Source organism: Afipia sp. MLSD5-FHT05B12 (genome assembly GCF_058793355.1).
Genome location: NZ_JBXAFS010000030.1, coordinates 1 through 26186 on the forward strand (window position 1 = coordinate 1; position 26186 = coordinate 26186).

Sequence of the window (26186 nt, forward strand, 5' to 3'; positions counted from 1 at the left end):
TCACCCGGCTGTCGCGCAGGGTTCTGGCCGGTCTTGGTCTTGTCGTCAGCGTCGGGATCGGTGGCGCGCTGATCTACGCGCTGCAAATTCAGGGCGGGCGCAAGGGCAACGAGGAGCTTTACGCGACCGACAACCGCGCGACGCCAGACGGCCTGAACAGCCTGCCGCGCGACTATACCGGGCCGGTGCTCGGCCCGCCGCTGCCGGGCGATCTTGGTCGGCCGATCCTCAACGCGCAGAACGGCGTGCCGCCGCCGGCGATCGCGACGCCCAATCCCGGCATCAGCGCCGAGGAGCAGCGGCGGCTACAAGAGCTGGAATCGGCTCGGACGGCCCGTCTGTTCGCTTCGACCGAGACGCGCAGCGCTGCGCCGCAACCGGCGGCAACCGCCACGACGTTCACGGCGCCCACGCCCGACCTGACGAATCTCGGCCTTGCGCCGCAGCCGGCGACGCCGACCGCCCAGGACCGCCAACTCGCGTTCCTCAATCAGCCCCCGGACAAGCGCACGGTTGCTCCCGATCGCGTGACCGCGCCGGCATCAACGAATGTGCTTCAGGCTGGCGCGGTGATCGCCGCGGCGCTCATCACCGGCATTCGCTCCGATCTTCCCGGCCAGATCACCGCCCAGGTGACGGAGAACATCTATGACAGCCCGACGGGCAGAATCCTGCTCGTTCCGCAGGGCACGCGCATTATCGGCCAATACGACAATGGCGTCGGCTTCGGGCAGCGCCGCGTCTTGCTCGTCTGGAACAGGCTGATCTTCCCGAACGGCCGCTCGATCGTGCTCGAGCGTCAGCCCGGCGCCGATTCTGAGGGCTATGCCGGCCTTGAGGATGGTGTCGACTATCACTGGGGCGAACTATTCAAGGCCGCCGCGCTCTCGACTATCCTCAGCGTTGGCGCCCAGGCAGGATCGTCCGGCCAAGACAGCGACATCGTGCGGGCGCTGCGTGAAGGCGCATCAGACAGCGTCAGTCAGACCGGTCAGCAGATTGTTAGCCGCCAGCTCAACATTGCGCCGACGCTCACCATTCGACCTGGATACCCGGTCCGCGTGATCGTCACCCGCGATCTGGTGCTCGAACCCTACGGAGGCTGAATGGCGAAGTTGAAACTCGGCCCGATCACCGATGACAAGCCGGTCAAGGTCTCGCTCGAACTGCCGGCCACGGTTCACCGCGATCTCGTGGCCTATGCCCAGGTACTCGCCCGCGAGACAGGGAAATCGGTTGGCGACCCTGTGAAGCTGATTACGCCGATGATTGAGCGATTCATGGCAACCGACCGAGGATTCGCGAAGGCGCGACGCGACGGTGAACGCGGGCCTCCGCCCGTTAGCTCAGGCTCGACGTCGCGGAATTAGTGATCACTCCCGTCACCGCGACGGCGTTCGATCGTCGCGACATTGTTCTGGCCAGGCTCAGCAACCGCCGTAGAGCCGGGTTATCGTTCTGTGGCGACCAAATCGCGCAGAACGGCAGAATCTCCTCGCCGAGTGGGCGGTAGACGACGCCGGGAAAGTGCGCCGCGGTAGTTGCTTCGCTGGTCAACGTGAGGCCCTGCCCCATGGCGACGAGATTCATAAGGTTGTCTCGACCGACACGGTAGCGCTCGACGTTGGGGTGGTGTCCAAGGTCAGCGAGGTGCTTCACTAGGTAGTCGTGGATCTCCGGACCCGGGTCGGTCTCACTAACGATAAAGTGTCGGTCTCGCAGGTCCGCCCAAGAAATCTCGCGATTTCGAGACAGACCGTCATCGTTTGGCAATGCTACGAAGACACGCTCATTCCAAAGATGCGCCAAATCGCACCCGTCCGCGATCGGTTCGCCGGTCAGGAAGGCAACATCGAGGTGATGCCGTCGGATTGCGGCGATGTGGCCAGAGGGCCCGCCTTCGATCAGATCGGGGCGGATGGTTGGGTTCGCCGCAGCATAAGCGCGGAGGAGACCGGCGAGAAAGCCGGAGGCAAGCGACGAGAATATTCCGATGCGCACGGTGCCCGCTTCGCCGCGCCCAAACGAACCAACATCCATGGCCGCATAACCGATCTGAGTGATGGCCTTTCGAGCGCGGACGAGAAATCTCTGACCGGCTTGCGTGAGATGCACGCCACCATGGTGGCGAATAAATAGAGCCGCTCCTAGTTCATCTTCCAGATCACGAATACGTCGGCTGATGGCGGACTCATGAATCTCAAGCGCCGTCGCTGCGCGTCGAAAGCTCCCGCGCTCCGCAGCTGTAATAAAGTAGCGAAGATGGCGCAGCTCGATTGTCAGAGAACCACCTTCCTCGACTTAGAAGGTGCTTGCGACTCTTCCTCCGACAATCGGTCTAGCACTGTCAAAACTGAGCCAAAGATCGCGCGGCCGACTTCCAGGGCCTCTTCCATCACCAACATGATGCCATGCCGGGGTGGCGTCTGTTGATCAAGCCAACGCCGCAATTGCTCTTCCGAACAGAAGAAGGCGATCGACGGACAACAAGAGTTTGCCGCCGCACCTCCATCATAGGCAAAGTCGTACCAGACTACGGCTCCTGCCGGCGACACGTTGCGCAAGGTACGCCCCTCATCGCCTGTCGTCACCTGAACCCTGCCACCGCTTAGGCGGCAGCGGGACTCGACCGTGACGTCGCTGCGATACATTCTACCGACACCGAGCGCGTCGATCGCGCAGAGGCTGTTCAAGGTGTGGCCCTTCAGTGCGACGTGGTGACCTGTCTGTATCTCCGTGAAAGGGTAGGCGTAGCGGATCGCGTCCGTGCCGGGTTCAAGGCCGACGAGATCGCTCCGTTGCAGCTTGTGCAGAACGACGCGCACGCGTTCCTCTGAGATGTCCGAGCAGGCGGCGATCTCACTAGCGAGAGGCGGCCGACCTTTCTCAGCGTAAAGGTCGAGGGCCATCCGCCACACCAGATCCTCATTCGGTTCGAGCGGCCGCGACCACTTGTCCAAAAGTCCCGCCCGCGCCGCCAGGCGCCCGCTGAGCGCATGCCGCGCGGCCGGCGTGGTAACGGCCGACCAGTCCGGGCGGCATACGCCCGGCCTGATCTCGACACTGAACTCTTCCGATGTTGTCGCGTCGATCGCCATCACATTATCCTCGACTGATTGCCCGGCCAATTGTCAGCCGGCGCAACAGGACAACATCTTGACATCCCGGTCGAACGTCTGCGCAGCAAGTTTGAGGCCCTCGACCGTGGTCAGATAGGGAAAGATCACCTCCGCGAGGTCATCGATTGTCAGACCGCAACGGATCGCCATTGCCGCCGTCTGGATGCTGTCCGCGCCTTCAGGCGCAAGGATGTGTGCCCCAAGCAGCTTGCGGGTGTCGCCATCCGCCACAAGCTTGATCAGCCCGCGTGTGTCCCGGGCGGCAAGCGCGCGAGGCACGTTATCCAGTGAAAGCACCGAAGTACGGACGTTGTGCCCGACGGCGCGCGCCTGCGCCTCCGTAAGCCCGACGCTTCCGACCTGCGGATCGGTGAAGACCACGGCGGGCATCGCCGCGTTATCGTAGCGCAGGCTGTCACCATTCAGCGCGTTCTTCGCCGCGAGCTTCGCGCCATAGGCCGCCATGTAGACGAATTGGTCCTTGCCCGTCACATCGCCGGCCGCGTATACGCCCGCTTTGGAGGTGCGCATCCGGTCGTCGACCACGATGGCGCCCACGGGCGTCCGGGCGATACCGGCTTGTTCAAGACCAAGGCTTTCGGTGTTCGGAGCGCGACCGGTCGCAACGAGAACCCGCTCGGCCGCAAGCGTCTCTGGGTGTCCGTCCCGAACCACCGTGAGCACGACACCATCCTCCGTCCGACGGATCGACTCGTAGGTCAGACCGCCCACGACCTTGATACCCTCGTCGACGAGATAACCCGCGAGGGCCGCCCCGATCTCGGGCTCGGCTTCCGGCAGCAAGCGGCTGCGGTAGACAAGCGTGACCTCCACCCCCACTCGAGCGAAGGTTTGCGCCAGCTCAGCGCCGATATAGCCGCCGCCCAGCACGATCATCGAACGTGGCAGCGCGGTCAGCTCCAGCGCCGTCGTGCTATCGAGGATTGAGATGTCCGTTATGCCCGGGATCGCCGGCAACGCCGGCCGAGTCCCGGTGGCGATGATGATACGATCAGCCGCGAAACGCTTGCCACCGGCTTCGACGCCGCCATCGACGAGGCGGGCACGGCCTTCATGATATGCGATGCTGTTGTAAGATGGCAGGAGATCGGCGTACTTCGCCTGACGCAGACCCGCGACCAGTGCATCTTTTTGAGCGACCTGCGCACCCCAGTCTGCCACCCGCGCCTCTGCGACGATACCGGCGAACCTTGTTGCGATGTTGGCGTGGCGCACCGCTTCTGCGGCTCGGATGAGGGCCTTCGACGGGACGCAGCCGACATTGACGCACGTGCCTCCGATCGTGCCGTGGCCAATCAAAGCAACTTGCGCCCCTTGTTCAGCCGCCGTAATCGCGGCCGAGAATCCGGCCGAGCCAGCGCCGACAACGATGAGGTCGTAGCGGATGTTTCCGTTCTTTACGCTCGGAGCGCAGCAATCATTCATGATTTGAACTTTCCTGTGTTCTGATCCGTCTCACAACAGTCGGTGACGGCCGGGGTAGATGCGTTGCGCCGGTAGAGCCCAATCACGACCAGCCCGAGGGAGGCGATCAGAACCGGGATCAAGACATAATCGGCCTTGGTCGCCAGCGCCGAGAGCCCGATCGCTCCCAGCGCAATCCCAAGGATTGGAGTCGCGCAACAGAGCGCCGCCACGACCACCCCAATGACGCCGGTTCGAAAAAGGGCGCGACTATTCACGTCATCAACCTTTTGTCGCGCGCGCCGGATATCCAGCATTGGTAGACGCCGCGATGAGCGTCGCGACATTGGTGACTGCATCGTCGAAGGTAACCGTCGCCACGGCGGGCGACGTTCCGTTCGCCTCCCGGACCATTACTGCCTTTACGCCCGAGACGCGGGAGAGCGTTTTCTTGACAATGGGGGCGCAGAGTTCGCACGTCGCGTTATCGACGTTTAGGACAACGGTTCTTTCGGCTGCTTGGGCCGCGAAAGGCGAAAGCAAGACAATAAGCGCAGTCGTTGTGAGGATACGTCGGAACATAGATTTTCTCCTTCAAGTTAAGCTGTCGATCAGAGGAACAAAGGCGCCAGTTTCGGAAAACCGAGTGCGACGATAACGACTACGGTAGCCGTCCAAAGTCCGATCTTTGCGATACGACCCGAGCTGGGTTTGGCGCAGTAGGAGCCTTCGGCGCAGGCGATTTTGGGCTTCCGGTAAACGAGATAGAATCCGTAGCCTAGGAAACCAATTGTTACGGCGGCGAAGATGGGCTGATAGGGCTCGAGTGCCGTCAGGTTGCTAATCCAGGCGCCGCTGATTCCCAACGCGAACAAGGCGAAAGGTACAACGCAGCAGCTAGACGCAAGGATCGCACCGATGATCCCGCCAGCCGCAAGCCACCCCTGCGTCTTAACCTTTCCCGCATCGGGCGGGTCGGTCAGTTTGGTCCTGATATCGCTCATGAAAAAGCCCTTCAAATCGAGTCGAGCGTACGATAGGGTCTGTAGTGACTACAGGCTCAAGAGGTTTTTTTGAAAATGACGGATCGCGCTGTCGGACGGGGTTTCAAACGTGGTGAGTTAGCGCGTCGGACCGGCTCCAATTTAGAAACAGTCCGCTACTACGAAAAAATTGGGCTTCTTCCCGAGCCGCCGCGCAGCGCCAACGACTATCGCATCTATGACGAAGCCCATGTCCGGCGCCTCCGCTTCGTCATGCGTGGACGCGAACTCGGTTTCAGCATCGAGGAAATCCGCGGCCTTCTAGAGTTGGTCGACGGCGGCAAACAAACGTGTGGCGAGGTCAAAGAGCGTACTGAGCACCACCTCAGTGATGTTCGCGCTAAGATCGCAGACCTCAGGCGGATTGAAAAAATTCTAGCCCAAACCGCCGCACAATGTTCGGGTGACGCCGTTCCGGAATGCCCTATCCTCGATGCACTTTCTTCATATCCGGACGTTGGCGATGCGGGCCACCGTTGAGGCCACAGAAATTGTCGGCCATTTCGCCGTCGAAGCCTGGTTGCAACTTCGAAAGTCGGCTCGGTGATGCGCCCATGGCGAATAGGTAGGAGAGCCGAATGGCGAACCAATTCGACCTTGTAGTCATAGGGACCGGTACGGCGGCCATGGTCGCCGCGATGCGGGTGCGCGCAGCGGGCTGGAGCGTGGCTGTGATCGACCATCGGCCTTTCGGTGGCACCTGCGCCCTACGGGGCTGCGACCCGAAAAAGATGCTTGTCGCCGGCGCCTCGGCTATCGACCATGTCCGGCGCATGAGCAGCAATGGCGTTGCCGGCGACGTCCATATCGCCTGGCCCGAATTGATAGCCTTTAAGCGCACCTTCACCGACCCGGTCCCCGAAAAGCACGAACATCGCTACCAAGAAAAGGGCATTCATAGCTATCACGGTCATGCGCGCTTCGTAGGCCAGAACAGTCTTACAGTGGGTGGCGAGAGCCTCGAAGCCCGCCACGTTTTGATTGCTACGGGCGCCGAGCCGATAAAGCTGCAAATTCCCGGTGAAGAGTATTTCGCCACCAATGAGGACTTTCTGGCAATGGAACGGCTGCCCCAACGCATCGTGTTGGTGGGCGGCGGCTATATAGCGTCAGAATTTTCCCACATCGCCACCCGCGCAGGCGCGCAAGTGACCATTCTTCAACGTGGCGAGCGGATGCTCACGCACTTCGATCCTGATCTTGTCGGCTGGCTCATGGACAAATTCGCCGAGATCGGGGTCGATGTGCGCTTGCGGACCACCGTAGAGGCGATCGAGAAGAATGGAGCGGGCTTTATGGTCCGAACCTCATCAGAAGGTGAGAGCGCGATCTTTGAGGCCGACCTCGTTGTTCATGCGGCGGGCCGGGCACCCTCGCTGGACGAGCTTGATCTTGAGGTCGGCGGCATCGCCACGGAGAACGGCCGGCTCAAGCTGAATGAGCACCTGCAGAGCGTCTCCAACCCAGCCGTGTACGTCGCCGGCGATGCGGCACAGAATGGGCCACCGCTCACTCCTGTCTCCAGCCACGACGCCAGGGTCGTCGCCGCTAACATTCTGGAGGGCAATCGGCATACACCCGACTATCGTGGGGTGCCGAGCGTGGCCTTCACGATCCCGCCGATCGCAGCTGTCGGACTGAGCGAGGACGAAGCTCGTCACCAGGGCCTGAAATTCCAGACCAAGTCCCAGAAAGCATCCGACTGGTTTACTGCCCGCCAGGCCGCAGAGGAGACTTATGGCTTCAAGGTGATGGTGGAGGACGACACCGGGCGTATCCTAGGCGCACACCTTGTCGGACCGCACGCCGACGAAGTGATCAATCTGTTTGCCCTTGCGATCCGCCACGATCTAACGGCCGACAATCTGAAGACGACGATGTTCGCGTATCCCACCGGTGCCTCGGATATTGGCTACATGCTCTGAATGCCATTGCGTCTTTCTGGAATCGTCGAGGGCGGCCGCATCTGGTCTATTACTCGTCGGAGACACCGAACCAGCACGCGCGGAGCTTCGACGTAGCTAGGCGCTTCGTCGGCGAGGCGCCAATCCGACAGCGGCGCAGACATGGCGAAGATCGTAGCCAGTCAATTGAATCAAACTTCCGTATTGACCCTGTATTTACTACAGGGTTTAGTTGAACTAACGAGTAGCGCCGACGATCACTCATAGAATTGGTGGTCCCAATCAAGAATGCCAATGCCACTGCAAGATCAGCGTCCCGACCGATTAAGAGCGGACCCTGCGGAGACGATCGAAGAATGCTCGGCTCTGTTGCCAGGGTTTAACGAGGACGGGCTCGTTCCTGCTGTCGCGACAGACGTCGATAGTGGAGTGGTGCTGATGCTGGCGTGGATGAATGCGGAGGCGTTGAATAAGACGATCGAGACCGGCCATGCCTGGTACTGGAGCCGATCCCGCCAGCGTCTCTGGCATAAGGGCGCGACCAGCGGGCAGATCCAGCACGTCGAAGAACTGCGCATCGACTGTGATCAGGACGCGGTCTGGCTCAAGGTGCGCGTAGCGGGCGACGGCGGCTGTTGTCACACCGGCCGGACCAGTTGTTTCTATCGCCGAGTCGTGACCGGGTCGGAGGGTCCGACACTCCGACAGCTATCCCACGCTCGGCCATTGTCGCTCTGAAAGGCCGCCTCAGAAATGTGGCGACAAGCTTTGCATGCCCGTTCAGGAACATGTTTGTGCGCAGGGGAGCAAATCCTGCTTTCTGTGATCCACGCACCTGTGCGGCATCTAGTTTACGCAGAACTTCACCATCCGATATGCACGCTACAGCTCGCTAATTCCCGATTGATCGACGTGAAGGCTTCCACCTTTCCGGATCTATTGTTTTCTATCTCCTCACTCGCCATCAAGAGGAGATGCCACATGAACGCTGACGCAAACACAGCAATCGGAAGAACGATTAGACGGCATGAGTTGCGTGAGATCGTGCCGTTGGCTGACAGCACGATCTACGAAATGGAACAGCGGGGAGAATTCCCCCGACGATTCGCTTTGACTCCCCGATGCGTGGTTTGGGACTTGGCCGAGGTTCAGGCATGGCTCGCGGCCCGTCGCTCAAGGCCAATTCTCCGCACCCCTGGCCCCGACGTGAAGCAACGTCGAGCCCGCCCGGTCAAAGGGCAGGATCTGGCGCCAAGATCGGCATCGACGGTGGGATGAGCGTTGGCACGTACTTTTTGCCATCGACCCAGGCGTCCAAGATATCCGACCACTCCTGCATCATGTGTCGACGCTGCACCTCATATTCGGCTTTGTTATAGACGCCGCGCGACGAGCGCCCGTCCTCGTGCGCGAGGCACTTTTCGATCCAGTCGCTATTGAAGCCGATTTCGTTCAGCAGAGTGGAACCTGTCCGTCGCAGGTCATGCACCGTAAATGGCTCCAAGGGCAAACCTTCCGCCTTCGCCCGCTCGACAACTGCGTAGGTGACCCGGTTGAACGTGGCGCGTGACATAGGAGCGTCTGCGTCGTACCGCGACGGCAGAAGATATCTTGAATTTCCTGCGCAGGTTTTCAGCGCGATCATGATGTCGAGCACCTGGCGCGATAAGTAAACGTTATGCGCTTTTGATCGCTTCATCCGCTCCTTTGGAATGGTCCAAACTGCATTTTCAAAGTCAACTTCGTCCCATACCGCGTCCTGCAGTTCGCTTTTCCGCACCATCGTGAGCAAATAGAGGCGCATTCCAAGACGGATCGTGGGAAGTGTGGCGACGTGTTCGAGTTGCTTCAGCATGACCCTAATTTCAGAGGGCGAAAGCGAGCGATCCTTAGGGGCGAAAGTCGCAATCGATGCCGGTCCCACTTCGTCGGCCGGGTTCGAAACCTTCTCACCATGCAATATCGCAAAGCCGTAGATCTGCTTCAGGATATCTCGCACGTGGATCGCCGTCGCCGGAGCACCGCGTTCAACGATACCGCCACAATGGGCTCTTAGATCGTCTGGCGTGATCTCCGTCAGGAGACGATTCCGCCAAACAGGCAACAACTCTCGTTCGAAGATGGAACGCCGCATGGCCCGCGTGCTGTCGGCCATCGGGGCGGCCGTGAGCCACTTCTCCCCGAACTCGCCGAAACTCTTGGCCTCTTTCAGGCGGCGCTTATCGCGCTGCTTCTCAATCGCAGGGGATCGTCCTTCGCCGACGGCGCGCCTCGCGTCGATGCACTTCTCTCGAGCCCGAGCGAGCGAGATGCCATCGCGCCCATACTTGCCCAGGTAGACAGTCTCACGGCGGCCATTGAGCCGATAGTCTAAGCGAAATGAGATCGCGCCACTGGGCATGACGCGGACATACATACCGTCGCGATCGGCGACTTTGTAGATCTTCTCTTTTGGTTTCAATGCCTTGAGGGCGGCGTCCGTCAGCATCCCTACTGCCTCCTGAAAAGTACCGTCAGCACAAATCCGGGGCTACGCGACAGATATTCGCCATTATCTTCAATGGCTTAATATGGAAAAAGTACCGTCACGAGCCTCATTCTCCGTGACGGTACTTTCAAAAATGGCGCTGGGCAATATGCCCGAGTTCCGTCAGACAGGCCGCCAACGCCAAAGCATATCCACCGATAGTCGTCGATAGCTATCGGCGACATTTATTTTTCTTTTCAGTGGCTTAGATCGTACCGCGGCGTGATTTCGGCGGCGTTCGGTTAGGCCTGAATCATTCCCACTCGATCGTGCCCGGCGGCTTCGACGTCACGTCGTAGACCACGCGGTTGACGCCCTTCACCTCGTTGATGATGCGGGTCGCGGTCTCGCCGAGGAATTTCATGTCGAAATGATAGAAGTCGGCGGTCATGCCGTCGGTGGACGCAACGGCGCGAAGGCCGACGACATATTCATACGTTCGCCCGTCGCCCATCACGCCGACGGTCTTCACCGGCAGCAGCACCGCGAACGCCTGCCAGATGGTGTCGTAGAGTCCCGCCTTGCGGATCTGGTCGATGTAGACCGCGTCGGCCTCGCGCAGGATGTCGAGCTTCTCGCGCGTGATCTCGCCGGGGCAGCGGATCGCGAGGCCCGGCCCCGGAAACGGATGCCGTCCGACGAACACATCCGGCAGACCAAGTTCGCGGCCGAGCGCGCGCACTTCGTCCTTGAACAGTTCGCGCAATGGCTCGACCAGCTTCATGTTCATGCGCGCGGGCAAGCCGCCGACATTGTGATGCGACTTGATGGTGACCGACGGCCCGCCGGTAAACGACACGCTTTCGATCACGTCCGGATAGAGCGTGCCTTGCGCGAGGAAGTCCGCGCCGCCGATTTTCTTGGCTTCTTCATCGAACACATCGATAAACAGACGTCCGATGGTCTTGCGCTTCACCTCGGGGTCAGTGACGCCGTCAAGCTCGCCGAGGAAGGTCTTCGACGCATCAACATGCACCAGCGGAATGTTGTAGTGGTGCCGGAACAGGTCGACGACGGTCCTGGCCTCGTCCTTGCGCAGCATGCCGTGATCGACGAACACGCAGGTGAGCTGATCGCCGATGGCTTCGTGGATCAGGATCGCCGCGACGGATGAATCGACGCCGCCCGACAGGCCGCAGATCACCCTGCCCTTGCCGACCTGCGCGCGGATCTTCTCGACCGCTTCCTCGCGGAAGGCGCGCATGGTCCAGTCGCCAGTGAGCCCCGCGACCTTGCGCACGAAATTCTTGATCAGCTTCGCGCCGTCCGGCGTATGCACCACCTCGGGGTGGAACTGCATTGCGTAGAACTTGCGCTTGTCATCGGCGATCACCGAGATCGGAGAACCTGGCGCTTTCGCCACGCCGCGAAAGCCATCCGGCAGCTTGGTGACGCGGTCACCATGGCTCATCCAGACGTAGTGCTTCTCGCCGATCTTCCAGACGTCCTCGAACAGCGCGCAGGTATCCGTCACCTCGATCAGCGCGCGGCCGAATTCGCGATGGTGTCCGGCCTCGACGGTGCCGCCGAGCTGCTGCGCCATGGTCTGCTCGCCATAACAGATGCCCAGCACCGGCACGCCGGCGGTGAGGATCGACATCGGCGCTGACGGCGCGTCCTGATCGAGTACGGAGGCCGGTCCGCCGGACAGGATCACGGCTTTCGGCTGCATCTCCTTGAAGGCCGCTTCGGCCTTCTGGAACGGCACGATTTCGGAATAGACGCCCTCCTCGCGGACGCGCCGCGCGATGAGCTGCGTCACCTGGGAGCCGAAATCGACGATGAGAATCTTTTCGTGCGCGCCCGCCACATCGGGCGTCGCTGGAGCGGTCTGGCTGTGTGCTGTCATGGAGAGGAAATACGCGACAGGCGGCGGAGTCGCAACCCGACAAAATGCCCGCCCGCAGAGTTGCCAGTTGACAGGTCTTTCTCCATAATAGGTAAGTATTACTTACCTATTATGGAGAAGCGCAAGATGGAACAACACATCAGTCCGGACCATCCCATGGCCGCGCTGGGCCGGGCCTGGATCGCAGCATGGAATGCGAGAGACCTTGAACGGGTTCTCAACCTCTATGCTGACGACTGCGAGATGATCTCCGACAATATCCCGCTGTTGGGCTTCGATTCCAGCGGCACCTTGCGCGGAAAACCCGCCATTCGCGCCTATTGGGGAAAGGCGCTCGGCATGCTGCCAAATCTGCACTTCGACCTGCTGGCCCTGTTCGTCAGCCCCAACAGTGTGGTGGTCCGGTACACCAATGAGCGTGGCGCGGAAATTTGCGAATATCTCCGCGTGAATGCCGAAGGCGCGATCATTCAGGGCTCCGCCAATCACGGACCGGCCTGAGCGATCAGCCCCCGCGCTTCAGCACCGAGACAAAGAACCCGTCCGTCCCGGTCCGGCGCGGGGTCATCAGCAGCCCCTCGTCAGACTGGATCGTCGCGGCGGCGAAATCCTCGGCCTTGTCCCACAGCACGCTCATGGTCTGCTTCGGCGGCACCACCGCATAGTCCGGATGGCGCGCGATAAACGCCCTGACCTGCTCGTTGTTTTCCTGCGGCAGAACCGAACATGTGATGTAGGCGATCCGTCCGCCCGGCTTCGTCAGCGAGGCCGCGCGATCCAGCACTCCGATCTGATCCTTGACGCGGACCTCCAGCGCGCCGGGGCGCATCCGCCATTTCGCATCCGGATTGCGCCGCCACGTTCCGGTGCCGGTGCATGGCGCGTCGATCACCACGAGATCGGCCGATGCCTTGATGTCGGACAGCGTATCGTCAGGCCCCTTCGGCGTGCGCACATCGGCATTGTGAACACCCGCACGTGACAGCCGCTCGTGGATCGGCGCGAGCTGCCGCTTATCGTGATCTGTAGCAATGAGCCGCCCCTTGCCCTGCATCATCGCGGCCAGCGCCAGCGTCTTGCCGCCCGCGCCCGCGCACATGTCGATCACCTGCTCGCCGGGCTTCGCGCCGGTCAGGAACGCGGCGAGCTGCGAGCCTTCGTCCTGCACCTCGACAGCGCCCTTGATGAAATCCTCTTCCGAATGGATTCCCGGATTGCGCGCATCGGCGCCGAGATCGATCCGCAATCCCCATGGCGACCATGGCGTCGCCCTCGCGCCGAGATGCTTCATCGAGGCCAGCACCTTCTCGTGCTTCGCCTTCAGCGTGTTAACGCGCAGGTCGAGCGGCGCGCGGCTCGCCATCGCGGTGGCCTCTTCCACACGCGCATCACCGAACACGGCGGCGAGTTGAGGATCGAGCCATTCGGGATAATCGCCCGCGATATGCGCGGGTGCGTCCTTCAACGTCCGCGATGTGAGCGCGGCACGCTCGGCATCCGTCAGCGGCTCCGGCGCGAAACGCCCGCCGTCGCACAGCGCCGCGACGGCGACGGCATCGAGCCCGCGTTCGAGCTTGAGCATGCCGAGCAGCCGCGCGCGCGGCGTGTCAGCATCCATCAGCCACGCCGACGACGCCCGGCGGCGCAGCACATCGAACACCAGGCCCGCGATCGCGGCGCGGTCACCCGATCCCGCGAAGCGATGCGCGGTGCCCCACTCCTTCAGCGCGTTCGGCGCGGGAATGCGCTGCGCGTCGATCGCTCCGAGAATCTCAATGGCTGCGGACAGCCGCGCGGCAGGCGTCATTGTGGTCTTTCAGAAATCGTTGGTCGTCAGATCGCGAGCAGAAGCTTGAGCGCGAAATAGACCCACATGATGAGCAAAACAAGCGCACCGGCGGTGAAAGCCGAGAAGCGCAGCTTCAGGTCGTTGGAGGTGGCGTAGACGCCGGCATGAACATAGCGCATCACGACAAACACCCATGACAGCACGACGATGACGAGATCAGCCTGGCGCAGCGGCAGCGCAAGGGCAATCAGCGCGAAAAACAGCACCGGCAGTTCAAACTGGTTGGAATAGGCGTTGCTGACCTGAGCCGCTTTCGTCGGCCACGCCTTCTGGCCGACGGCAATCTCCGAGACCCGGACCTCGCGGTTCTTGAGCGCCCCGGTGCGCACGGAAAACATCCTGAACATCAGAATGAACGACAGCAGCACCAGAGCGAAGACCGGCAGCAGAACCATCTGAACCGACATTGGAAATCCCCCGCAAATGAGCGCCATCCCGCTATAGCGGGCCCCTCCCGCCCTGACAATCTCCGCCGGACTGTGAACCTGCTCACAGACCTCCGCGACCAATGGGCAGAAGGTTCCGCCCACGGATTTCGGGCCAAGGCTCGGGTGCAGAGATGACTGGCATGGCAAGCGGCGTCAAAACTCTACGCGGCATCGCCGTTCGCGGCCTCTGCGTCGTCATGATGACCGGCGCGCTGGCTGCTGGCGCTTTCGGTCTTCGCGCCGCCGCTCTCACGCACCTCGGAATGATCGCCAAGGCCCCAGCCGTGGAATTTGAAATCCGGCTCCCGCCGACGGTCGCAAACAGCAATCTGAAACGCGATGCGCAGGTTGAACTCCTGACCGATCTCAATCAGACGCTCGCTCAGCTCGATAGCAATCTGCGTGCGACCGAAGACGGACGCGCCGTGCTGCGCGGTCACGTTCCGCTCAAGTTCCGCACCTCCGAGCGCGTGGTCATTCTCAGCCTGCCCGGTCAGGCGCAACGCGCCTTCAAGCTGCGGCTGCCGCCGAATCCCAGCCCGTCCGACGAATTCGGCCCGTGGCACATGGTCGATCGCGTTGTTCCCGGAACTCTCACCGAAACGGCACGAGGAATGCCGGACGATACCTTCGCTATCCGTTACCGCGTGCTGTGAAGCACCGGTCAGGAAATTTGTATGACCGAAGCATTTGCACGACCCATATTTTAAATCGGACTCATCTCAATCACCTAAAAATTTTCCCTTTCTCTTCGGACGTTTAAAACACAACATTCAATCATCAAGCCATCTCGTTGACATGCGCGGTGTGTAAATTGCTCCGTACAAGGAGCCTTGCCATGTCCAGCGTAAAGTCCAGCTTCCGCCTGACCCAGATCACCGACACACATCTCGGGGCCCGCTTTCCCGAGTTCGTCGAAAACTTTCACCGGGTGAGTCAGCACATCGACGACAACCGGCCCGATCTCGTCGTCAACAGCGGCGATGTCGCGTTCGACGGCCCGGATCATCCGGACGATCTCGATTTCGCGAAAGCCCTGCACGACGCGTTGCCCGTCGACTGCCGGTATCTTCCCGGCAATCACGACATCGGCGACAATCCAACCATGGTGGGCGTGCAGCCCGCGCAGCGCGCGTCCGAGACCAACCGGCAGAATTTCATCGCGACATTCGGCGAGGACCGCTGGCAGTTCGACGCTGCGGGCTGGTGCTTCATCGGACTGAACTCGCTGGTGATGAACACATCACTGCCCTGCGAGGCCGAGCAGCGCGAATGGCTCGCCGGGCAATTGTCCGCGGCCTGGGGCAAGCCCGTGGCGCTGTTCATTCACAAGCCGCTCTACAAGGAGACTCCCGGCGACGAAGAGATCGCGGCCACATCGTTCCGCTACGTGCCGATGCCCGCGCGCAGCGATCTGGTGACGATGCTTGACGGCGCGAACCTGCGGCTGGTGGCCTGCGGCCACGTCCATCAACGCCGGGATTTTACATTCGGCAACACGCGCCACATCTGGGCGCCGTCGGCCTCGTTCGTGATCCGGTCCAACACAAAGCAGGAACTGATCGGCATCAAGGAAACCGGGCTGGTCGAATACGTCTTTCAACCCGATGGTTTTGAAGTCCGCCACATCCGCGCGGCGGGACAGATCAATCTCGATCTGTTTTCGGTGCTGGAGCCATCGGCCGTCGGATAGGCGAAATCTCCCCCGTCATGCCCGCGCTCGTCGCGGGCATCCACGTCTTTTTCACGCCCCGTCAGAACGTAGATGGCCGGGACAAGCCCGGCCATGACGAAGATAAAACTCTGAAGATCCTACATCTTGTCAGGCCCGACGCGCACGAGCTGCTTGCCGAAATTCGCGCCCTTGAGCAGGCCCATGAACGCTTCCGGCGCGCTCTCGATGCCCTCGGTGACGAACTCCTTGTGCTTGATCTTGCCTTCCTTCAACCACTGCGGCATGTCGCGGATGAAATCCGGGAACATCGCCGCGAAATCGCTGACGATGAAGCCGCGGAACGTCAGGCGCTTCACCAGAATGGCGCGCATGATCGAATTCGCCCAGGGCGGCGTCGGCGTGTCCTTGCCGAAAATGGTATTGTAGTCGGCGATCAGGCCGCACACCGGAATCCGCGCGAACGGATTCAGCAGCGGAAACACCGTATCGAACACCTTGCCGCCGACGTTCTCGAAGTAAACGTCGATGCCCTTCGGGCACGCGTCCTTCAGCTTGGCCTTCAGGTCCGGATCGCGATGGTCGAGACACTCGTCGAAGCCGAGTTCGTTCTTGACGTAGTCGCACTTGTCCTTGCCGCCCGCGATGCCGACAGCGCGCGCGCCCTTGATCTTCGCGATCTGGCCGACCGCCGAACCAACAGCGCCCGACGCAGCCGCGACCACCACGGTCTCGCCCGCCTTCGGCTTGCCGATTTCAAGCAGGCCCGTGTACGCCGTCATGCCCGGCATGCCGAGCACACCCACCGCCGTCGAGATCGGCGCGATCTTCGGGTCAACCTTGCGCAGTCCCTTGCCGTCCGACAGGCCGTACTGCTGCCAGCCCGAGTGTGAGAGCACGATGTCGCCCTTGGCAAAGCCGGGATTGTTCGACGCAATCACCTCGGCGACCGTGCCGCCTTCCATTACGCCATCGATCGGCACCGGCGCGGAGTACGACGGCCCGTCGCTCATGCGTCCGCGCATGTAGGGATCGAGAGACAGCCAGATCGTGCGCAGCAAAAGCTGTCCATCGCCCGGCGCCGGCACCGGATAATTCTCGAGGCGAAAATCGCTCGGCTTCGGTTCGCCGACGGGACGGGACGCGAGCACGATACGCTTGGCTGACTGGGACATGATGTTTCCTCGGTTTATGAACGTGAGCGTTATTTAGCCGAGAGAACCGCGCATTGCCACGCGCGCGTGGAGCGGCATGGCATCCATGCCGCTCTCCCGTTTAAAACAAGATTGATCCGGTAAGTGACGCTGACAGGTCAGGCCGTCAGTTTCGCCAGCGCGTTGTCGAAAGCCAATGCAGCGCTCTGCAAATCCTTGAACGACAAACCGCGGTCCGCTGGCTGCTTCTGCTTGTCCGTGGCGGTCGGGCGGATTTCGGCGACCGGCTTGCCGCCGTCGAGAAATGCCTGTGGCGCGATCACATGGAACTCGTGATCTTCCGCCGGTGCATCCTTGAGAAGAAACACTCCGAGATAGGCCGTGCTGTCACCGCGCCGATAGGAAATATAGCGCTCGATGGCGACCGAACCGTCGCGCTGCATGCCGCCGAGCTTGGCATAGCCTTTTGAATCCAGCAGCCGGTGCGCCTTGAAACCCTTCACGCCCTCGGACCTCGCTTTCGCAGTCTCCTCGGACAGATCGTATTTTGCCGCCATCTCCTTGCCGACCTCGGCAAGCTGTTCCGACACCGTGTGCTCGAACTCCTTCAGCTCCGAGCGCGGCTTCGACGCCTTGCGCGGCTTGGCGGCATTGCGCTTCTCCAGTTCGGTCTGGCACTTCGCCACGACATCCGCGACCGACTTTCGTTCTGCGTTGACCAGCAGGTTCTTCAGATCCTGATCGGAGAGCGCGGTAATCCTGTCGTCTGTCCAGTCAACCATGATGTTCTTCTTTTCTGAAATGTTGAGCTTTACGGCCGGGACCGGCCGATTCAATAAGCGAGGGGCGCGCCTGAACGAGCGCGGTCATGTTGCGCGCAGCAACAGAAAAGCCGCGCAAGTGTAGCGCGTTTTGACAGGCCGTTGGGGCCGAAATTGGACAACTAGTGTGGCGGTTCGCAAGTCCGCATCCTTTTGCAGCACGTTCTTTTGCGGACTTGCGAACCAAAGCCACACTAGAATTTATAATTGCTGGTGTCCTTTCGAATCCGAAGTTCGCTACGGAAGGTGCTGCGAAATGAAGCGAACTTCGGATTCAGGACACCAGTTTAGCTGCCGCCCGGATAGTTCGGGCTTTCGCGGGTAATGGTGACGTCGTGAACGTGGCTCTCGCGCAGGCCCGCGCCGGTAATGCGGACGAATTCCGCCTTGGCGTGGAAATCCTGAATGTCCTTTGCGCCGACATAGCCCATCGCGGCGCGCAGGCCACCGGCGAGCTGATGCAGCACGTTGGCAACCGGCCCCTTGTAAGGCACCTGTCCTTCGATGCCTTCCGGCACGAGCTTGAGTGTGTCCTTGATGTCCTGCTGGAAGTAGCGGTCGGCGGAACCCCGCGCCATCGCACCCACAGATCCCATGCCGCGATAGGCCTTGTAGGAGCGGCCTTGCCACAGGAACACTTCGCCCGGCGTCTCGTCGGTGCCCGCCAGCAGCGAGCCGACCATCGCGACGTCCGCGCCGGCAGCGAGCGCCTTGGCGAGATCGCCGGAATACTTGATGCCGCCGTCGGCGATCACCGGAATGTTCGCCTTCTTCGCCGCTTCCACCGAGTCCATGATCGCGGTGAGCTGCGGCACACCGACGCCAGCGACAATACGCGTGGTGCAGATCGAGCCCGGCCCGATGCCGACCTTGATCGCGTCCGCGCCGGAATCGATCAACGCCTGCGTGGCTTCTGTGGTCGCGACGTTACCGGCGATAACCTGCACGGCGTTCGACAGCCGCTTGATGCGATTGACCGCTTCGAGCACCCGCATGGAGTGACCGTGCGCGGTATCGACGACAATGACATCGGCTCCCGCCTCGATCAGCCGCTCGGTACGCGCAAAACCGGCATCCCCAACCGTGGTGGCGGCGGCGACACGCAACCGTCCCTGCGCATCCTTCGACGCGAGCGGATAGGCCACCGCCTTTTCCATATCCTTCACGGTGATGAGGCCGACACAGCGATATTGCTCATCGACCACCAGCAGCTTTTCGATGCGGTTCTGATGCAGCATCTTCTTGGCTTCGGTCTGGCTGACGCCTTCCCTCACCGTGATGAGGTTCTGATGCGTCATCAGTTCGGAGACTTTCTGCTCCGGGTCGGTGGCGAAACGCACATCGCGGTTGGTGAGAATGCCGACGAGTTTGCCGGGTTTGCCGGGACCTGCGCCGGTCACGACCGGAACGCCGGAGATGCCGTGATCCTTCATCAGCGTCAGCGCGTCGACCAGTTTGGCATCGGGACCTATGGTCAACGGATTCACCACCATCCCGGATTCGAATTTCTTCACCAGGCGCACCTGCGCGGCCTGACCATCGCCTTCGAAATTACGGTGGATCACGCCGATGCCGCCCGATTGCGCCATCGCAATCGCCATGGAAGCCTCGGTGACGGTGTCCATCGCCGAGGCGATGATCGGAATATTGAGCGGGATGGCGCGGGTCAGGTGGGTACGGACATCGGCGTCGGACGGCATGATGTCGGACAAACCGGGTTTCAGCAGCACATCGTCGAATGTGAACGCTTCGCGAATACCCTGACCCAACTGCTTTGCCATTGCCAACTCCGTTCGGCAGCCTGTGGCTGCGGTAAAAACCTCAGGATGTGCAAAATCGAGCGATCGCTGACACGTCGCTCGAATCGAAGCCCATCAGTGGGGTTGGCGGTGGTCGATAGCATGCCCCCATGACGTTTCAAAGCATTTCGCGCGAAAATCAGAGGTTTTTGCGCATGGGACATCTGCAAAAGGCTATCTGGAAACGGTCTTTTCCCTACAGGGCCGGTTTCACGACGAGTTTATTGACCCCGCTGCCCAAGACTGGCCTATCAGGGATCGTTCTCTTTTCGCCCGCCTTTTCTTCAAATCCTTCCACACAGCAGAGCCGATGCAGAAGGAACGCCTGATACCGCTGATCGTGGCCTGTGCTCTTTTTATGGAGAACATGGATTCCACGGTGATCGCGACCTCGCTGCCGGCCATCGCCGCCGATATCGGCACCAGCCCGCTGACGCTGAAACTCGCGATCACGTCTTACCTGCTCTCGCTCGCCGTGTTCATTCCGGCGAGCGGCTGGACCGCCGACCGCTTCGGCGCGCGCGCCGTGTTCAGCGTCGCCATCGGCGTATTCATGGTGGGCTCGATCGGCTGCGCCCTGTCGACGTCCGTCACCGATTTCGTCATCGCGCGCATCATCCAGGGCATCGGCGGCGCGATGATGACACCCGTCGGGCGGCTGGTGCTGCTGCGCTCCATCGACAAGAGCGCGCTGGTCAACGCGATGGCGTGGGTCACGGTGCCCGCACTGATCGGTCCCGTGATCGGCCCACCGCTCGGCGGTTTCATCACCACCTATTTCTCATGGCACTGGATCTTCCTGATCAACATCCCGATCGGCCTGCTCGGCATCTGGATGGCGCTGAAATACATCGATCCGATCAAGAGCGAGAATCCCGAACGCTTCGACGTTACCGGGCTGGTCCTTGCAGGATTGGGCGTGGCTGGTCTCGCCTTTGGCCTCTCCGTGGCCGGCCTTGGGCTGCTGCCATGGCAAATCGTCGTCGGATTGATCGTGGGCGGCGCGATAAGCATGGGTCTCTATCTGCATCATGCCAAACGCACCGCATCGCCGGTGCTGGATTTCACGCTCATCAGGCATCCGACCCTGCGCGCCAGCCTCACCGGCGGTTTCATGTATCGCCTCGGCATCGGCGCGTTGCCGTTCCTGCTGCCGCTCCTGATGCAGGTCGGCTTCGGTCTCTCGCCGTTCAAGTCGGGGCTGGTGACGTTCGCCTCGGCGGTCGGCGCGCTCGGCATGAAGACGCTGGCCGCCCGGATCATCCGCACCTTCGGCTTCCGCAACATCATGGTCATCAACGCGGTGGTGAGTTCGTTCTTTCTCGCCGCCTGCGCCCTGTTCACCCCATCCACGCCGCTGCTGCTGATCATGATCATTCTGGTGGTCGGCGGTTTCTTCCGCTCGCTGCAATTCACAGCGATCAACACCCTGGCCTACGCGGAAGTCACGCCCGGCGAAATGAGCCGCGCGACGACGCTGGTCAGCGTCAACCAGCAGCTTGCGATTTCGGCGGGAGTCGCGGTCGGCGCGTTCGCGGTCGAGGCAACGATGGCGGCAAACCACTCGGTGGAACTCAGCGCTGGCGATTTCTGGCCGGCGTTCCTGATTGTCGCCGTGCTGTCGGCGCTGTCGGCCTACTCGTTCTGGAAACTGCCCGAGGATGCAGGTCACGAAATCTCGGGCCATCGGGTGCCAGAGGTGGAAGGTCCGAAAGCGGCGGAAGCGGCCGCGGCGGAATCGACGCAGGACGCACGCGACCAGAAGCTGGGGTAAATACCCACAATCGTCGTCCCCGCGAAGGCGGGGACCCAAAACCACCGAATGTAGCGGTCAACACAGAGAGATCGCTCCAGCATCTCTCACACGTCGTAAACGCAGGGAGTATGGGTCCCCGCCTTCGCGGGGACGACCGGTGGAGAGATTACGCTTCAGTCCGCGCGTTATCCCTGCGAAATCCGAGTGCCAGCACGTAACGCTCGGATGAATCCTGCCGGCTGGCGGCGGGCTTTACATGCTTCACGGTGGTGAAATCCCGTTTGAGCTGGGCCAGCAAATCCGCCTCCGCGCCGCTCTGAAACACCTTCGCCAGAAAAGTCCCGCCGGGATTGAGGATTTCGCAGGCGAAGTCTGCCGCGCTCTCCACCAGACCGATAATGCGCAACTGATCCGTCTTGCGGTGGCCCGTGGTGTTGGCGGCCATGTCCGACATCACAACGTCCGCGCCGCCGCCGATCATGGCGCGGAGTTTCGAAGGCGCGTGTTCATCGAGGAAATCCATCTGCGCGAAGGTCACGCCGGGAAGCTCCGGCATTTCCAGAAGATCGATGGCGACGACCTTGCCCTTGCCTTCCAGCGAGCCGACGCGCTTCGCCGCGATCTGGCTCCAGCCGCCGGGCGCGGCGCCAAGATCGATCACCACCTGCCCCCGCTTGAGGAATCGATGCTTGTCGTCGATCTCCTGCAACTTGTACGCGGCACGCGAACGAAACCCGTCACGCCTGGCCTGCGTGACATACGGATCGTTCAACTGACGTTCCAGCCAGAGTTTCGACGACAGCTTGCGCTTGCCGCCGCTCTTCACCGTCACATGCAGCCGTCCGGTAGTATCTTTCGCCATGGGAGCAGATTCCAGATGCTAAGGTCGACGGCCTTGAATGGACGCGCGGCGCGCCGTCACCCTGAGGTGCCGTAGCGAAGCGAAGGCCTCGAAGGGCGACGGCATCCAATGCCGCCATCCTTCGAGGCTCGCAAGTGCTCGCACCTCAGGATGACGATCCCAAGGGACGCTCACGCACCCCTTACGACGTTTCCGCCGCGCCGTCACGACATCCGAGCGGATTTAGCAGGCCTGGATCGCACCATCGGCCCGCATCATTTCCACCAGCATGCCTTCGCGCAGGCCGCGGTCGGCGACACGCAGGCGCGGCAGCGGAAACGCCTTGCGGATCGCGTCAAGAATGGCGCATCCGGCAAGCACAAGATCGGCACGCTCGGTGCCGATGCACGCATTCCGCGCGCGGTCTTCGTAAGTCATGCCGCGCAGCCGTGCGATGGCGCGGTCCATGTCGGCATCGTTCATCCACAAACCATCGACCCTGCGCCGATCGTAGTAGGAAAGACCGAGATGAATGCCGGCCACCGTCGTCACAGTCCCGGAGGTGCCGAGCAGATGCATGCCGCACAGATCGTGGCCGTGGCTCGCAGCGAACGGCGCAAGATGCTGCGCGACCTCATCGACCATCGCGCCATAGGACTCGCGCGTCACATGCGTTCCGCCGAACCGCTCAGCCAGCGTGACCACGCCGAGCGGCAGTGAAATCCACGGCCCCTTCAAGGGAGGCGCATGCGGCTCGTCCGCCGGACGTTCGATCCGCACCACCTCGGTCGAGCCGCCACCGATGTCGAACAGGATCGCGCCTTTCGCACGGGCGTCGAGCAGCGGCGAACAGCCGATCACCGCCAACGTCGATTCCGTCTCGCGGTCGATGACTTCAAGCTTGATGCCGGTTTCGCGCGCGATCAGGTCGAGAAACGCGTCGGCGTTGTCGGCGGCGCGGCAGGCTTCGGTGGCGATGGTGCGCAGCCGCCTCGCGCCCTTGGCGCGAATCTTGTCGCCGCAGACGCTCAGCGCGCCGACCGCGCGGGAAATGGCGGCATCGCTGATACGGCCCGTGGTCGAGATGCCCTCGCCCAGCCGGATGATGCGCGAGAACGAGTCGATCACGCGAAAGCCGTCGTTCGAAACGCGCGCAATCAGCAGACGGCAGTTGTTGGTTCCGAGATCGAGCGCGGCATAGGCCGCAGGTCCGCCGTGAACGCGGGGCTCCCCGCGTCCGTGCGCCTCCTCGGCCGTCGCTGCTTGCGGGTTGACAGACGGTTCCCGACCGTCGTGCAACCGCACGTCCTCGTTCATGCAATCCCCTCTGCGGCGCAGGAATCCCGCGCCGCGAACTCTGTTCAAACAAAGTCTAACAGCGTGCGGCGGCGGCGCAACCGGAGCATGTCCTTTCGGACATTGCGGTTCTGGTTTTGCTGACCTATTTCAGGACTCGGCCCGGCGGGACGCCCTCATTTCCCGTGTCAGATCGTCTTTTTCGCGGATTTCCCCAATGCTTGATCATCCATCCGGTATCGCGGCCGAGAACGATATCGCACTGCAAAAATTCGGAATCGGCCAACCTGTCCGGCGCAAGGAAGACGATACGCTGGTGCGGGGCAAGGGAACCTACACCGACGACATCAGTCTGCCCGGCCAGGCCTATGCCTGGATCGTGCGCAGCACCCACGCCCACGGCGTCATCAAAGGTATCGATACGGAGGCCGCGCGCGCCATGCCCGGCGTACTCGGCATATGGACCGGCAAGGACCTCGCAACCGCCGGATACAATCCCTTCACCGTTGGCCTGCCGATGAAGAACCGTGATGGTTCGCCGCTGCTTCAAACCAACCGCCTGCCACTGATGACCGACAAGGTGCGCTTCGTCGGCGATCCGGTGGCGTTCGTCGTGGCGGAAACGCTGGCGCAGGCTCGCGACGCCGGAGAAGCGGTCGTGGCCGATATCGAGCCGCTGCCGTCAATCACCAGCGCAGAGGACGCCGTGAAGCCCGGCGCGCCGCTGCTCTACGACGGTATCCCGAACAACGTCGCGCTCGATTTTCATTCCGGCGACGACGCCGCGCTCGATGCCGCGTTTGCCAAGGCGGCGCATGTCACGAGCCTCGGTGTCATCAACACGCGCGTTGCGGTCGTCGCGATGGAACCGCGCGCGGCGCTCGCGAGCTACGACAAAAAGACGCAACGCTTCACCATCGAAGTGGCGACGCAGGGCGTCGCCGGCAACCGCGCGTCGCTGGCGAAAACGCTGAACGTGCCGAACGACAAGGTCCATCTGCGCACGCATCATGTCGGCGGATCGTTCGGCATGAAGAACGCGAACTATCCCGAATACATCTGCATCCTGCACGCCGCGCGGGAGCTTGGCCGTGCGGTGAAATGGACTGACGAGCGCTCGACCAGCTTTCTCTCCGACAGCCATGGCCGCGCGCAGGACGTGCATTGCGAACTCGCTCTCGCCGCCGATGGCGCATTCCTCGGCGTGCGCGTGCGCGGTTACGGCAATCTCGGCGGGTACATGACGCGCGTCGCACCACTGCCGCTGTCGCTCAACATCGCCAAGAATATCAATAGCGTCTACCGCATGCCGCTGATCGGCGTCGACATCAAGTGCGTGCTGACCAACACCACGCCGATCGGCCCCTATCGCGGCGCAGGCCGCCCGGAAGCCAATTACTTCATGGAACGGCTGATCGACCGCGCCGCGGATGAGACGGGCATCGACCGCCTTGCCATGCGCAGGCGCAACTTCATCAAGCCGGCGCAGATTCCTTACGCGGCCGCGAATGGCCTGACCTATGACAGCGGCGACTTCCCCGGCGTTTTCAGCAAAGCTGTCGAACAGGCGGATGTCGCGGGCTTCGCCAAGCGAAAGAAAGAAAGCCGCAAGCACGGCAAACTGCGCGGCATCGCCGTCGGCTCATATCTCGAGGTCACAGCGCCGCCGAGTGCCGAACTCGGCAAGATCGTGTTCGAAGCGGATGGAACGGTGAGGCTCATCACCGGCACGCTCGACGATGGTCAGGGTCATGCCACGCCGTTCGCGCAGGTGCTCGCGGCGCAGCTCGGCGTGCCGTTCGACGCGATCAAGCTGACGCAGGGCGACAGCGACATCGTTCATTCCGGCAACGGCACCGGCGGTTCGCGTTCGATCACCGCCAGCGGCGCGGCGATCGTCGAGTCTTCCAGGCTGGCCATCCAGAAAGGCAAGCAGGCGGCGGCGCATGTGCTGGAAGCTTCCGAAGGTGACATCGAATTCGCCAGCGGGCGCTTCACGATTGCCGGCACCGACCGCGGCATCGGCATCATGGACCTGGCCGCGAAGCTGCGGGATTCGAAAATGCCCGAGGGCGTGCCCTCCTCGCTCGACGTCGATCACACCGTGCAGGGCGTACCCTCGACATTCCCCAACGGCTGCCATGTCGCCGAGGTCGAGGTCGATCCCGATACGGGCAACGTGCGGATTGTCGGCTACAGCGGCGTCAACGATTTCGGCACCGTGGTTAATCCGATGATCGTGGCCGGGCAAATTCATGGCGGCGTCGCGCAAGGCATCGGTCAGGCGCTGATGGAATGCGTGACCTACGACGACAACGGCCAGCCGGTGACGGGCTCGTTCATGGACTATGCGTTGCCGCGCGCCGGCGACATTCCGCCGATGGCGCTCGGCAGCCATCCCTCGCCTGCGACCTCGAACCCGCTCGGCACCAAGGGCTGCGGCGAAGCCGGCTGCGCCGGAAGCCTCGCGACCATCGTCAACGCTGTGCTCGATGCATTGTCCGAAGAAGGCGTCACCAGCATCGACATGCCGCTGACACCGGAAAAGGTGTGACGCGCGATTCAGGATGGCCGCAAGGCGAAGCCGGCGGGAAAATAAGGCGCCGCGATTTTCTCTACCCGTCAATCCGGGATGCGCCGAAGCCTGACCGGCAGCGCGATTTCCTCCCTCCGTCGTTCCGGGGCGCGCGAAGCGCGAGCCCG

General features: G+C 61.9%; 26 protein-coding genes and 1 pseudogene. 11 read left to right on the top strand and 16 right to left on the bottom strand.

What is annotated here, in order from left to right:
- The coding region (locus AC1Q6J_RS22040; RefSeq protein ID WP_492281286.1) for a TraB/TrbI/VirB10 family type IV secretion system protein at positions 1 to 1106 on the top strand (1106 nt) is incomplete at its 5' end.
- Positions 1107 to 1370 carry a DUF2274 domain-containing protein gene (locus AC1Q6J_RS22045; protein ID WP_126281416.1) on the top strand — a complete coding sequence of 88 codons (264 nt, stop codon included), beginning with the start codon at positions 1107 to 1109 and terminating at the stop codon, positions 1368 to 1370.
- On the opposite strand, the gene AC1Q6J_RS22050 is transcribed toward AC1Q6J_RS22045, so the two are convergent.
- From AC1Q6J_RS22050 to AC1Q6J_RS22080, 7 genes and pseudogenes are all read right to left on the bottom strand, one after another.
- Positions 1342 to 2040 carry a LysR family substrate-binding domain-containing protein gene (locus AC1Q6J_RS22050; protein WP_492281287.1) on the bottom strand — a complete coding sequence of 233 codons (699 nt, stop codon included), beginning with the start codon at positions 2038 to 2040 and terminating at the stop codon, positions 1342 to 1344. The two genes, AC1Q6J_RS22045 and AC1Q6J_RS22050, sit on opposite strands and share 29 nt — an antisense overlap.
- A 63-nt stretch (positions 2041 to 2103) precedes the next feature.
- Positions 2104 to 2283 (bottom strand): annotated as a pseudogene (locus AC1Q6J_RS22055) (helix-turn-helix domain-containing protein); the annotation flags it as partial.
- The gene (locus AC1Q6J_RS22060; RefSeq protein WP_492281288.1) at positions 2280 to 3098 is read right to left on the bottom strand and encodes an alkylmercury lyase family protein; all 819 of its coding nucleotides are present in this window, start codon (positions 3096 to 3098) and stop codon (positions 2280 to 2282) included. The gene AC1Q6J_RS22060 and the pseudogene AC1Q6J_RS22055, both read right to left, overlap by 4 nt.
- A gap of 33 nt (positions 3099 to 3131) precedes the next feature.
- Positions 3132 to 4565, bottom strand: coding sequence for a mercury(II) reductase (merA, locus tag AC1Q6J_RS22065; RefSeq protein WP_492281289.1), 1434 nt, complete (start codon positions 4563 to 4565; stop codon positions 3132 to 3134).
- Positions 4562 to 4861: a mercury resistance system transport protein MerF gene (gene merF, locus AC1Q6J_RS22070; protein WP_492281290.1), complete on the bottom strand. Its 300-nt coding sequence runs from the start codon at positions 4859 to 4861 to the stop codon at positions 4562 to 4564. The genes merA and merF overlap by 4 nt, the downstream gene beginning before the upstream one ends.
- On the bottom strand, positions 4827 to 5126 hold the full coding sequence (locus AC1Q6J_RS22075; RefSeq protein ID WP_492281291.1) for a heavy-metal-associated domain-containing protein: 300 nt from the start codon (positions 5124 to 5126) through the stop codon (positions 4827 to 4829). Before AC1Q6J_RS22075 ends, merF begins: the two co-directional genes overlap by 35 nt.
- Before the next feature lie 29 nt (positions 5127 to 5155).
- Complete coding sequence (locus tag AC1Q6J_RS22080) at positions 5156 to 5548, bottom strand: mercuric transporter MerT family protein (protein ID WP_492281292.1); 393 nt, start codon at positions 5546 to 5548, stop codon at positions 5156 to 5158.
- 75 nt (positions 5549 to 5623) lie between these two features.
- Between AC1Q6J_RS22080 and AC1Q6J_RS22085 the strand changes: the two genes are divergently transcribed.
- From AC1Q6J_RS22085 to AC1Q6J_RS22100, 4 genes are all read left to right on the top strand, one after another.
- Positions 5624 to 6067: a MerR family transcriptional regulator gene (locus AC1Q6J_RS22085; RefSeq protein ID WP_492281310.1), complete on the top strand. Its 444-nt coding sequence runs from the start codon at positions 5624 to 5626 to the stop codon at positions 6065 to 6067.
- Positions 6068 to 6165: 98 nt separating this feature from the next.
- Positions 6166 to 7512 (top strand): dihydrolipoyl dehydrogenase family protein, encoded by a 1347-nt coding sequence (locus tag AC1Q6J_RS22090; protein ID WP_492281293.1) that lies wholly within the window; start codon positions 6166 to 6168, stop codon positions 7510 to 7512.
- A 273-nt stretch (positions 7513 to 7785) separates the two neighbouring features.
- Positions 7786 to 8229 carry a phosphoribosyl-AMP cyclohydrolase gene (hisI, locus tag AC1Q6J_RS22095; RefSeq protein ID WP_492281294.1) on the top strand — a complete coding sequence of 148 codons (444 nt, stop codon included), beginning with the start codon at positions 7786 to 7788 and terminating at the stop codon, positions 8227 to 8229.
- A 243-nt stretch (positions 8230 to 8472) separates the two neighbouring features.
- Positions 8473 to 8769, top strand: a complete 297-nt coding sequence (locus tag AC1Q6J_RS22100) for a helix-turn-helix transcriptional regulator (protein ID WP_492281295.1) — start codon at positions 8473 to 8475, stop codon at positions 8767 to 8769.
- Here AC1Q6J_RS22100 and AC1Q6J_RS22105 read toward each other — a convergent pair.
- A complete protein-coding gene (locus AC1Q6J_RS22105; RefSeq protein ID WP_492281296.1) occupies positions 8723 to 9979 on the bottom strand; it encodes a tyrosine-type recombinase/integrase in 1257 nt (418 codons plus the stop codon). The genes AC1Q6J_RS22100 and AC1Q6J_RS22105 overlap by 47 nt on opposite strands.
- A gap of 292 nt (positions 9980 to 10271) precedes the next feature.
- Complete coding sequence (gene guaA, locus AC1Q6J_RS22110; RefSeq protein ID WP_492281297.1) at positions 10272 to 11867, bottom strand: glutamine-hydrolyzing GMP synthase; 1596 nt, start codon at positions 11865 to 11867, stop codon at positions 10272 to 10274.
- A 126-nt stretch (positions 11868 to 11993) separates the two neighbouring features.
- On the opposite strand from guaA, the gene AC1Q6J_RS22115 reads away from it, so the two are divergent.
- Entirely contained in the window at positions 11994 to 12368 is a 375-nt protein-coding gene (locus AC1Q6J_RS22115; RefSeq protein WP_492281298.1) for a nuclear transport factor 2 family protein, read from the top strand.
- Between the two features lie 4 nt (positions 12369 to 12372).
- Here AC1Q6J_RS22115 and AC1Q6J_RS22120 read toward each other — a convergent pair whose 3' ends face one another.
- Both AC1Q6J_RS22120 and AC1Q6J_RS22125 read right to left on the bottom strand, forming a co-directional pair.
- On the bottom strand, positions 12373 to 13674 hold the full coding sequence (locus tag AC1Q6J_RS22120) for an RsmB/NOP family class I SAM-dependent RNA methyltransferase (RefSeq protein WP_492281299.1): 1302 nt from the start codon (positions 13672 to 13674) through the stop codon (positions 12373 to 12375).
- A gap of 26 nt (positions 13675 to 13700) precedes the next feature.
- Positions 13701 to 14123 (bottom strand): MAPEG family protein, encoded by a 423-nt coding sequence (locus tag AC1Q6J_RS22125; protein WP_492281300.1) that lies wholly within the window; start codon positions 14121 to 14123, stop codon positions 13701 to 13703.
- Positions 14124 to 14275: 152 nt separating this feature from the next.
- On the opposite strand from AC1Q6J_RS22125, the gene AC1Q6J_RS22130 reads away from it, so the two are divergent.
- Together AC1Q6J_RS22130 and AC1Q6J_RS22135 are read left to right on the top strand one after the other, a co-directional pair.
- A complete protein-coding gene (locus tag AC1Q6J_RS22130; protein WP_492281301.1) occupies positions 14276 to 14800 on the top strand; it encodes a hypothetical protein in 525 nt (174 codons plus the stop codon).
- Between the two features lie 182 nt (positions 14801 to 14982).
- Positions 14983 to 15837: a metallophosphoesterase family protein gene (locus tag AC1Q6J_RS22135; protein WP_492281302.1), complete on the top strand. Its 855-nt coding sequence runs from the start codon at positions 14983 to 14985 to the stop codon at positions 15835 to 15837.
- 119 nt (positions 15838 to 15956) lie between these two features.
- Here the strand turns inward: AC1Q6J_RS22135 and curA are convergent, their stop codons facing one another.
- From curA to guaB, 3 genes are all read right to left on the bottom strand, one after another.
- Positions 15957 to 16991, bottom strand: coding sequence for an NADPH-dependent curcumin/dihydrocurcumin reductase (curA, locus tag AC1Q6J_RS22140; RefSeq protein WP_492281303.1), 1035 nt, complete (start codon positions 16989 to 16991; stop codon positions 15957 to 15959).
- A 137-nt stretch (positions 16992 to 17128) separates the two neighbouring features.
- Entirely contained in the window at positions 17129 to 17752 is a 624-nt protein-coding gene (locus tag AC1Q6J_RS22145) for a hypothetical protein (RefSeq protein WP_492281304.1), read from the bottom strand.
- Between the two features lie 326 nt (positions 17753 to 18078).
- Entirely contained in the window at positions 18079 to 19572 is a 1494-nt protein-coding gene (gene guaB / locus AC1Q6J_RS22150; protein WP_492281305.1) for an IMP dehydrogenase, read from the bottom strand.
- Positions 19573 to 19900: 328 nt separating this feature from the next.
- On the opposite strand from guaB, the gene AC1Q6J_RS22155 reads away from it, so the two are divergent.
- Entirely contained in the window at positions 19901 to 21364 is a 1464-nt protein-coding gene (locus tag AC1Q6J_RS22155; protein ID WP_492281306.1) for a DHA2 family efflux MFS transporter permease subunit, read from the top strand.
- A gap of 148 nt (positions 21365 to 21512) precedes the next feature.
- On the opposite strand, the gene AC1Q6J_RS22160 is transcribed toward AC1Q6J_RS22155, so the two are convergent.
- Together AC1Q6J_RS22160 and AC1Q6J_RS22165 are read right to left on the bottom strand one after the other, a co-directional pair.
- Complete coding sequence (locus AC1Q6J_RS22160; RefSeq protein ID WP_492281307.1) at positions 21513 to 22208, bottom strand: RlmE family RNA methyltransferase; 696 nt, start codon at positions 22206 to 22208, stop codon at positions 21513 to 21515.
- Positions 22209 to 22430: 222 nt separating this feature from the next.
- A complete protein-coding gene (locus AC1Q6J_RS22165; RefSeq protein ID WP_492281308.1) occupies positions 22431 to 23504 on the bottom strand; it encodes a Ppx/GppA phosphatase family protein in 1074 nt (357 codons plus the stop codon).
- Between the two features lie 196 nt (positions 23505 to 23700).
- Here AC1Q6J_RS22165 and AC1Q6J_RS22170 point away from each other — a divergent pair, with 196 nt between their 5' ends.
- Positions 23701 to 26037 carry a xanthine dehydrogenase family protein molybdopterin-binding subunit gene (locus AC1Q6J_RS22170; RefSeq protein WP_492281309.1) on the top strand — a complete coding sequence of 779 codons (2337 nt, stop codon included), beginning with the start codon at positions 23701 to 23703 and terminating at the stop codon, positions 26035 to 26037.
- Positions 26038 to 26186: the final 149 nt, after the last annotated feature.